General features: G+C 52.6%; 6 protein-coding genes and 1 pseudogene. 4 read left to right on the plus strand and 3 right to left on the minus strand.

Annotated elements, in window-relative coordinates; all coding sequences use genetic code 11:
* The 3 genes and pseudogenes from EDI29_RS21985 to fadB all read right to left on the minus strand — a co-directional run.
* Window positions 1-290 (minus strand): annotated as a pseudogene (locus EDI29_RS21985) (hypothetical protein); the annotation flags it as partial.
* Between the two features lie 489 nt (window positions 291-779).
* Window positions 780-1,943 carry an acetyl-CoA C-acyltransferase FadA gene (gene fadA / locus EDI29_RS21990; protein ID WP_137742585.1) on the minus strand — a complete coding sequence of 388 codons (1,164 nt, stop codon included), beginning with the start codon at window positions 1,941-1,943 and terminating at the stop codon, window positions 780-782.
* 11 nt (window positions 1,944-1,954) lie between these two features.
* The gene (gene fadB, locus EDI29_RS21995) at window positions 1,955-4,144 is read right to left on the minus strand and encodes a fatty acid oxidation complex subunit alpha FadB (RefSeq protein ID WP_137742586.1); all 2,190 of its coding nucleotides are present in this window, start codon (window positions 4,142-4,144) and stop codon (window positions 1,955-1,957) included.
* A 185-nt stretch (window positions 4,145-4,329) separates the two neighbouring features.
* On the opposite strand from fadB, the gene pepQ reads away from it, so the two are divergent.
* Genes pepQ through hemG form a run of 4 tightly spaced genes read left to right on the plus strand, consistent with a single transcriptional unit; the run spans window position 4,330 to window position 8,327 of the window.
* Window positions 4,330-5,661, plus strand: a complete 1,332-nt coding sequence (gene pepQ / locus EDI29_RS22000; protein ID WP_137742587.1) for a Xaa-Pro dipeptidase — start codon at window positions 4,330-4,332, stop codon at window positions 5,659-5,661.
* Window positions 5,661-6,272 (plus strand): IMPACT family protein, encoded by a 612-nt coding sequence (locus EDI29_RS22005; protein WP_137742588.1) that lies wholly within the window; start codon window positions 5,661-5,663, stop codon window positions 6,270-6,272. Before pepQ ends, EDI29_RS22005 begins: the two co-directional genes overlap by 1 nt.
* A gap of 42 nt (window positions 6,273-6,314) precedes the next feature.
* Window positions 6,315-7,766 (plus strand): Trk system potassium transporter TrkH, encoded by a 1,452-nt coding sequence (gene trkH, locus EDI29_RS22010; protein ID WP_137742589.1) that lies wholly within the window; start codon window positions 6,315-6,317, stop codon window positions 7,764-7,766.
* Window positions 7,767-7,787: 21 nt separating this feature from the next.
* Window positions 7,788-8,327, plus strand: coding sequence for a menaquinone-dependent protoporphyrinogen IX dehydrogenase (gene hemG / locus EDI29_RS22015; RefSeq protein WP_137742590.1), 540 nt, complete (start codon window positions 7,788-7,790; stop codon window positions 8,325-8,327).
* Window positions 8,328-8,525: the final 198 nt, after the last annotated feature.

An 8,525-nucleotide genomic window follows, 5' to 3' on the forward strand; every position in this document is an offset into this window, starting at 1 on the left:
TCCAGAGAAAATTCCCAACCCTGTTCGGTCCTTACGGCGTTGGCAGTACCAAGGCTGATAACATCTTCCAGGCCCAGCAAACTACGGACGATCACCGCGCGATGCGCCCACGGGCAGACGGGGGACCACAATAAACGGTAGCGATCCCTTTCGACGGGCAAATCGCCCGGCTGATTGCCGAATGGTGTCGTAAAGCGATTTTTTTGCCGAACAAATGCGCCATTCTGGGCAATCTCGTGTGCCTCTTCAGAGGTAGCAATGCGCCCGACTTCCGCCACGGTGGTACTCATAATATTTTCCTTAATAAAAAATGAGAGACAGAATTCACTATTATTCAGTGTGAATTTAAAAGGTGATGTTTACTGTTTTTGAATTATGCGCGTTATAAAAAATGAAGTTAAATTCATAAAATGGATATTCTTATTAGGAAATTACAGAGTGTTATTTTTTTGATAATGGAAAGGTGTGATTAATAGATCGTTGTGATAATAAGATAGATAATATTTGAGCGGTTGTGCCGTCTTTATACGGCTTATACCCTAAATAATTCGAGTTGCAGGACAAAACGCTAGCGTTTTGAACAACGTAAAGCGTTGGCCCGCTAGGGCGAGGCGTATTTATGCGCCTCGTAACGCGGCAAGAGAGAGAATCCCGATGAGCTTACTCAGGTAAGTGAGAATGAACGTAGCCAACGCACATGCAGCTTGAAGTATGACGGGTATATACTACTTGTGCATTGAGAATGTCCCTCGCAGCCATCACGAGGGACATGTGTAGACTCAGGTTCGCTCAAACACGGTCGCGATGCCCTGTCCCAGCCCGATGCACATCGTAGCCACGCCAAACTGAGCATCGCGACTTTCCATCAGATTAATCAACGTGGTAGAGATGCGTGCGCCCGAGCAGCCGAGCGGGTGACCTAGCGCGATGGCTCCCCCGTTGAGATTGACCTTTTCATCGAGCTGTTCCAGTAGACCCAGATCTTTAATGCAGGGTAGCGTCTGGGCGGCGAATGCTTCATTCAGTTCAAAGATGCGGATATCGGTCAGACTTAGCCCTGCTCGTTTCAGCGCCAGTTTGGTGGCAGGGACAGGGCCATAACCCATAATCGATGGATCGCAGCCCACCACGGCCATGGCTCGAATGCGGGCCCGTACCGGTAAGCCTAATGATGCCGCACGAGATTCGCTCATGATTAACATGGCTGCTGCGCCATCTGATAACGCTGAGGATGACCCGGCTGTTACCGTACCGTTAATCGGATCAAACGCTGGCTTGAGTGCGGCAAGGCTATCGACGGTGGTATCCGGGCGAATGACTTCATCATAATCGAAGCGTTGCAGCGCGCCGTCTGCATCATGTCCCGTCGTGGGGATGATTTCATGACGGAATGCGCCAGATTGGGTGGCGCGGTGGGCGCGCTGGTGTGAGCGAGCGGCGAATTGATCCTGCATCTCACGGCTAATATTGTGCATACGTGCCAGCATCTCAGCCGTCAGCCCCATCATACCTGCGGCTTTAGCTATGGTGCGGCTTAGCCCCGGATGAAAATCGACGCCATGATTCATCGGCACATGTCCCATATGCTCAACGCCACCGATTAAGCAGACGTTCGCGTCACCGACCATAATCGCGCGGGCGGCATCGTGAAGCGCCTGCATGGAGGAACCGCACAGTCGGTTAACCGTGGTCGCGGGGACATTCATTGGAATTTCTGCCAGCAAAGCCGCATTGCGAGCGACGTTGAAGCCTTGCTCCAGCGTTTGCTGTACACATCCCCAATAGATATCGTCGATCTCATGGGCGTCTAGCGCGGCGTTACGGCTCAATAGGCTACGCATCAGGTGCGCGGACAGGTCTTCGGCTCTCACCTGACGGAAGGCTCCGCCTTTGGATCGCCCCATCGGCGTGCGCACGGCATCAACAATCACTACCTTTTCCATATTTCCTGTCCTCATGCCGGTTGACCGTAAGAAACGTCCGCGTGTGGCGCGACCGATGGATAATAGCCTTCATTACTTTTGGCTTTTTGCTGCAAGCCGTCTGGCACCTGATAGATTGCACCGAGGTGCGCCAACGGTTGCGCCATCTCGACGTAGTGTTTGCTGCCTAGTGTATCCAGATAGCGGCAGGCTCCGCCGTGGAAGGGAGGGAAACCTAACCCATATACCAGCGCCATGTCCGCCTCGGCGGGGCTGGCGACGATACCTTCTTCGAGACAGCGCGCGACTTCATTAATCATCGGGATCATCATGCGAGCGATAATCTCTTCTGCGCCGAACGCTTTTTTCGGCTGGCTGATGTCCTTAAGCAGTGTTTCGACAGCCTCATCCTGTTCTTTACGCTGTTTCCCCTTGCCATCGGTTTGATAACGGTAGAAGCCGTGACCATTCTTCTGTCCGAAGCGCTGATGTTCAAACAATGCGTCGATCGCATCGCGATAATCTTTCGCCATCCGCTGTGGGAAGCCCTCAGCCATCACTGCTTGCGCATGGTGGGCGGTATCAATACCGACAACGTCCAGCAGATAGGCCGGGCCCATCGGCCAGCCGAATTTTTTCTCCATGACGTTATCGATCTCACGGAAATCGGCACCGTCTCTGAGCAATAAGCTGAACGCAGCAAAGTAGGGGAACAGCACCCGATTCACGAAGAATCCGGGGCAGTCGTTCACGACTATCGGTGTTTTGCCCATCTTGCTGGCGTAAGCCACCACGCTGGCGATGGTGTTATCGCTGGTTTTGGGGCCGCGAATAATTTCAACCAGCGGCATGCGGTGGACTGGGTTGAAAAAGTGCATACCGCAGAAATTTTGTGGTCGTTTTAACGATGCGGCCAGCGAAGCAATCGGGATGGTTGAAGTATTCGAAGCCAGAATCGTCTTCTCGCTCACGTGCGATTCGGTTTCTGCCAACACGCTGGCTTTTATTTTCGGGTTCTCAACCACGGCTTCAACGACGATGTCGGTGCGCTCGAACCCGGCGTAATCCAGCGTTGGCTGAATGCTCGCCAGAATCGTTGCCATTTTCATTCCGTCCAGCTTGCCGCGCTCCATCTGCTTATTCAGTAGCTTGGCTGCCTCATTCATCCCCAGCGCGAGCGGCTTCTCGTTGATATCTTTCATCCGAATCGGCACGCCTTTGAACGCGGATTGATAGGCAATGCCGCCGCCCATAATGCCTGCCCCCAGCACGGCGGCCTGCTGCGGCACGGATGTCTCGCCAATCAGCTTCTTCGCTTTGCTTTTAACATATTGATCGTTGAGGAAAATGCCGACGAGTGCGCGAGCTTCATTTGAACGTGCCAGTTGAACGAAATGCTGCGTTTCGAGCTGCAATGCGTCATCGCGCGCCATAGTCGCGGCGGCTTCGATGGTTTTTACCGCTAGCATCGGTGCGGGATAGTGCTTGCCAGCGGTTTGCAGCACCATCGCTTTGGCGGTGGTAAAGCCCATCATGGCTTCAATCTTATTGAGCTTCAGCGGGGCAAGTTTCGGACGTCGGTAAGCCTGCCAGTCCAGTGAGCCGTCAATCGCCTGTTTTAACATCTTGATGGCGGCCGGCACCAGCTTGTCATTGGCGACAACGGCCTGCACTAGTCCTACTTTTAAGGCATCGGCTGCGCTGATATCTTTGCCTGCGGCGATGATCTCTAGCGCGCTGTCCGCACCCAGCAGACGCGGTAGCCTGACCGTGCCGCCAAAGCCCGGCATGATCCCCAGTTTGGTCTCAGGTAGCCCGATGCGTGCATCCGTCGTTGCTAAACGAAAGTCGGTTGCCAGTACGCACTCACACCCGCCGCCCAACGCATAGCTATTAATTGCAGACAGTGTGGGAACGGGTAAATCCTCAAGGCGGTTGAAAATGCGGTTGGCGAAGACAAGCCATTCATGCAGCTTTTCTGCTGGCGCGGCAAAAAGAGAAAGGAATTCCGTGATGTCGGCACCGACAATGAATGCCGGTTTGTCAGAACGTAGCAGTAAGCCCTTCAGGTTCGGCTGTTCCGCCAGAATGTCCAGCGCCTTACCCAGGCTGGCAACCGTGCGGGTATCTAGCTTGTTTACGGAGCCAGGAGCAGAAAATACCAGCTCGACAATGCCGTCCTCAAGCCAGTTAAGGTAGAGGGATTCACCTTGATAAAGCATGTTCATCTCCGCTGTTTGTGTGAGTGATCTGGTATGACCAGATAATCGAATTGTGGTTTTAATGTTAATTTTTTGCAAACGAGAGATTAATTTTTTGCCGAATCGATCACAAAGCACCGGACGCTGCCCTTGGGGAATGCCTGTGTTAAAATGGAGGGATCATGTCGTGACGTACAAGGATACTCATGGAAAAGCTGGCTTCTTTATATCATCACCATCTGGCTACGCTGCAAACGCGTGCTCAGGCGGTTTTAGCGCGCCATCAGCTTGACGCATTACTGATTCACTCTGGTGAGCTGTTGACCGTTTTTCTGGACGATCACGACTATCCTTTCAAAGTTAACCCGCAGTTTAAAGCGTGGGTGCCCGTCACGCAGGTGCCGAACTGCTGGCTCTGGGTTGACGGCGTGAACCCGCCGAAGCTGTGGTTCTATTCGCCAGTTGATTACTGGCATAACGTTGCGCCGGTCCCCGAGAGCTTCTGGACTGAAGAGATTGAGATTACCGTGCTACGGAATGCCGATGATATCGGGCAGTTGCTTCCATCGCAGCGCGAGCGTGTTGCCTATATCGGCTACGCCCCGCAGCGTGCGCAGGATTTGGGCATTCGTGCGGATAATATCAATCCTCAGGGTGTGCTGGATTATCTGCACTACCATCGCGCTTACAAAACCGATTACGAGCTGGCCTGTATGCGTGAAGCGCAGAAGACCGCGGTTATCGGTCATCGTGCGGCGCATGAAGCATTTCTGTCCGGCATGAGCGAGTTTGATATTAATCTGGCGTATCTGACGGCCACCGGACATCGGGATATCGATGTGCCTTACGGCAATATCATCGCGCTCAATGAACATGCGGCGGTACTGCACTATACCCAGCTCGATCATCAGGTGCCTTCCGATGTCCGCAGTTTCCTGATTGATGCTGGGGCGGAATATAACGGCTATGCCGCCGATCTTACGCGTACCTATTCCGCACAGAGCGATGGCGCGTTTGCCCTGCTGATTAAAGATCTCAATCAGGAAATGCTTTCATTGATTGATACCGTTCAGGCGGGAGTGCGTTATACCGATTACCATATTCAGATGCATCAGCGGATTGCGAAGCTGCTGAAATCGCATCAGTTGGTGCGGGATATCAGCGAAGAAGCCATGGTGGAGCAGGGGCTCACGTCGCCTTTCCTGCCACACGGTCTTGGCCACCCGCTGGGCTTGCAGGTGCATGATGTCGCCGGATTTATGCAAGACGATCGCGGCACACATCTGGCAGCGCCGTCGCAGCATCCTTACCTGCGTTGTACCCGCGTGCTTGAAACTGGCATGGTCATGACGATCGAACCGGGCATCTATTTCATTGAATCGTTGCTCACTCCGTGGCGCGAGAGCGAATTGAGTCAGCACTTTGACTGGCAAAAAATCGATGCGCTGAAGCCGTTTGGCGGTATTCGGATTGAGGATAATATTGTCATTCATGAAGGACGCGTTGAAAACATGACGCGCGACCTGAATCTGGCCTGATGCAAGCGTATCCCATTCTTACCGCGCCGGTGAGTTTCAGCGAGGAAATCAAGAAAAGCCGTTTTACGACGATCCTGGCGGCAACGCCGGGAATCGACGTGGCAAAAGCGTTTATCCAGCACGTCCGGGAAGAATATGCCTCGGCGGGTCATCACTGCTGGGCGTTTGTTGCGGGGGCGCCTGACGATTCCCAGCAGCTTGGTTTTTCTGACGATGGCGAGCCATCCGGCACGGCGGGCAAACCGATGCTGTCGCAGCTGATGGGTAGCGGTATCGGTGAGATTACGGCCGTGGTGGTGCGTTACTATGGCGGCATCCCGCTAGGCACTGGCGGGCTGGTGAAGGCTTATGGCGGTGGCGTTCAGCAAGCGCTAAAGCTGGTATCGCTGCAAGAGAAAGTCTTGCAAAAAGAGTATGGCTTACACTGTGACTATGCGCTGTTGCCTCAGGTGGAATCCCTGATTTTCCAGCTTGGCGGAAAAGTGCTGCATAGTGAATATGGCGTGGACGTCGTGTTGCGGTTCTCTCTCCCTATCAGGGGAACCGAGGAAGCGGCAACGAAATTGCGTGATTTAAGTCGCGGTGCGTTGCATTTATTGCCGGTTCCATAATAATCCCAGCGCTTTTTATGAATCATTAAGGAATTCCCTGCGATGCACTTGCGCGCCATAACTCGTATTGTCGGCCAGTTAGTTATCCTGTTTTCCGGGACGATGGTTATTCCCGGATTGGTGGCGTTAATTTATCGCGATGGCGCAGGCCGGGCGTTTACGCAGACATTTATTGTTGCGCTGGCGATTGGCATCATGCTGTGGCTACCAAACCGAAAACAGAAGCATGAACTGAAATCTCGTGAAGGGTTCCTGATTGTAGTCCTCTTCTGGACGGTGCTGGGCAGCGTCGGTGCGCTGCCTTTCCTGTTTGCTGAACATCCTAATTTGGGCGTAACGGATGCTTTTTTCGAATCGTTCTCAGGGTTAACGACAACGGGGGCAACCACGCTGGGTGGGCTGGATTCACTGCCTAAAGCTATCCTGTTTTATCGACAGATGCTGCAATGGTTTGGCGGGATGGGGATCATCGTCCTCGCCGTTGCTATCCTGCCGATTCTTGGTGTCGGTGGGATGCAGCTTTATCGTGCAGAAATGCCGGGGCCGTTGAAGGAAAACAAAATGCGCCCGCGTATCGCTGATACAGCGAAAACGCTGTGGCTGATTTATCTCTTACTCACGATTGCCTGTGCTGTCGCACTGTGGCTGGCTGGCATGCCGATATTTGATGCAATTGGCCACAGCTTCTCTACGGTGTCGGTCGGCGGGTTCTCTACTCATGATGCGAGTATCGGCTACTTTAATAGCCCAACGATTAACACCATCATCGCGATATTCCTGCTGATTTCCGGCTGTAACTTTGGTTTGCACTTTGCTCTGCTGAGTGGTCGCAGCCTGAAGGTATACTGGCGTGACCCAGAATTCCGCATGTTCATTTTTGTTCAGCTGTCGCTGGTGGCCGTGTGTACGATTGTCCTGTGGTTCCACCACGTTTATGACAGCGGGATGCAGACGATCAATCAGGCATTCTTCCAAGTTGTCTCTATGGCGACAACGGCAGGGTTTACCACGGACAGCATTGCATCGTGGCCACTTTTTCTGCCGGTTTTGCTTCTGTGCTCCGCGTTTATTGGCGGGTGTGCGGGCTCAACCGGCGGTGGCCTAAAAGTGATTCGTATCCTGCTGCTTTTCTTACAAGGATCGCGTGAGCTCAAGCGTTTAGTGCATCCGAATGCGGTTTACACCATTAAGCTGGGGCACCGCGCGTTGCCGGAGCGCATCCTTGAAGCCGTATGGGGATTCTTTTCCGCGTATGCGCTGGTTTTTATTGTCAGCATGCTGGCTGTCATTGCGACAGGCGTTGATGATTTCTCTGCGTTTGCGGCGGTCGCCGCCACATTGAATAATCTGGGGCCGGGCTTGGGCGTTGTCGCTGAGAATTTTACGTCAATGAATGATACGGCGAAATGGATTCTGATACTGACAATGCTGTTTGGTCGTTTGGAAGTCTTCACGCTTTTAGTGCTGTTTACGCCAACCTTCTGGCGGGAATAGTCCCCATAAGGATAAAGAACAATGAAAGCTTTGATCGTGTTTTCGAGTCGGGATGGGCAAACCAGAGCGATTGCCTCTTCTATTGCGAATACACTGAAAGGAACCTTGGAGTGTGATGTTGTTAATGTGCTCAATGCGAATGATATCGATCTGGCTCAATACGATCGGGTGATGATTGGGGCATCGATTCGATACGGGCGCTTTCATCCAGCGGTAAATCAATTTATCCATAAACATCTGGCTTCTCTGCAACAACTGCCTAGCGCATTCTTCTCGGTGAATCTCACTGCGCGTAAACCAGAAAAGCGTACGATACAAACCAATGCCTATACGCGTAAGTTCCTGCTGAATTCACCCTGGCAGCCGGATTTGTGTTGCGTGTTCGCGGGTGCTTTGCGTTATCCGCGCTATCGTTGGTTCGATCGGGTAATGATTCAACTCATTATGCGTATAACTGGAGGCGAAACGGATAGCACGAAAGAGATTGAATACACGGACTGGCAGCAGGTTGCCCGTTTCGCACAGGATTTCGCGCAATTAGCGGCGAAAAATCCGGCATAACGGCGTCTTTTAATTCGCTTTGCTGAAAAAATCCTCACTCGATAATTATTTTGCATTTAGCACTTGTCAGCCGCCGAGAAGTCCCTATAATGCGCCTCCACTGACACGGCAACAGCGACACGCGGTTGTGGTGACAGGAAAAAGATTTACGAAAGGCAGTCAGTAATGACTTGACTTTAAAGCGGATTAGCATAGTAT

Source organism: Pectobacterium polonicum, from assembly GCF_005497185.1.
In the GTDB taxonomy this organism is placed as follows: Bacteria; Pseudomonadota; Gammaproteobacteria; order Enterobacterales; family Enterobacteriaceae; genus Pectobacterium; species Pectobacterium polonicum.

Excerpts from the sequence above, each read along its gene's own strand:
- trkH (WP_137742589.1), top strand. The coding sequence starts at position 6,315 with ATGCACTTGCGCGCCATAACTCGTATTGTCGGCCAGTTAGTTATCCTG.
- pepQ (WP_137742587.1), top strand. The coding sequence starts at position 4,330 with ATGGAAAAGCTGGCTTCTTTATATCATCACCATCTGGCTACGCTGCAA.
- fadA (WP_137742585.1), bottom strand. The coding sequence starts at position 1,943 with ATGGAAAAGGTAGTGATTGTTGATGCCGTGCGCACGCCGATGGGGCGA.
- fadB (WP_137742586.1), bottom strand. The coding sequence starts at position 4,144 with ATGCTTTATCAAGGTGAATCCCTCTACCTTAACTGGCTTGAGGACGGC.
- hemG (WP_137742590.1), top strand. The coding sequence starts at position 7,788 with ATGAAAGCTTTGATCGTGTTTTCGAGTCGGGATGGGCAAACCAGAGCG.
- EDI29_RS22005 (WP_137742588.1), top strand. The coding sequence starts at position 5,661 with ATGCAAGCGTATCCCATTCTTACCGCGCCGGTGAGTTTCAGCGAGGAA.